The sequence below is a fragment of the Pseudomonas sp. WS 5412 genome, assembly GCF_012985615.1.
Lineage (GTDB): Bacteria > Pseudomonadota > Gammaproteobacteria > Pseudomonadales > Pseudomonadaceae > Aquipseudomonas > Aquipseudomonas shahriarae.
The window spans coordinates 1-651 of record NZ_JAARMB010000064.1 but is presented as its reverse complement, the minus strand read 5'-3'; the positions used below and the strand labels follow the sequence as shown (position 1 = coordinate 651).

At 53.5% G+C, this 651-nt stretch carries 1 protein-coding gene; it reads left to right on the top strand.

The window, feature by feature from the left end; all coding sequences use genetic code 11:
* The coding region (locus HBR94_RS28380) for an immunoglobulin-like domain-containing protein (protein WP_346342852.1) at positions 1–651 on the top strand (651 nt) is incomplete at both ends.

Genomic DNA, 651 nt, shown 5'->3' with positions numbered 1-651 from the left:
CCCTTGTGGATAAAAACGGTGCGCCAGTAACTAACATCACCAACCCTGTGACTGTGACCCTGGATAACAATCAGGTCATCACCATTGGTGTGAACCAGTCGAGCGGTACTGTCTCGGTTGTGGCTCCAGACGACGTTTACAAAGGCGACCAGACTGTTACTACCGGTATTAAAGAAGTCACCGGCGGCGAGCACTTTGAAAACCTGGTTCCAGGTACTGACAAGGTCACTACGACTGTTACTGATACCCCAGGTACCGATAACACCACGACCGTGACGCTGACTGCTCCGTCGGAAGTGAGTGAGGGTGGGAAAATCACCTACACCGCTACGCTTTCTAATAAAGCGGATACCGACGTCACCCTGACGCTGGACAACAAGCAAACCATCACCATCAAGGCCGGCGAAACTGTTGGTACCGTCACCGTTGATGCTCCAGGCGATGACGTGTTCGTTGATAAGAGCACCCAGACTGTCCAGATTACCGGGACTGACGGCGGCAACTTCGAAAAACTCGTGGTTGCAGGCAATGGCGCGACTACCACCATCAACGACACCATCGACAAGGTCGATGTGGTCCTGACCGCCACTAAAACTGTGGGCGAAGGCGGCGAGATCGTTTACACCGCCACCCTTGTGGATAAAAACGGTG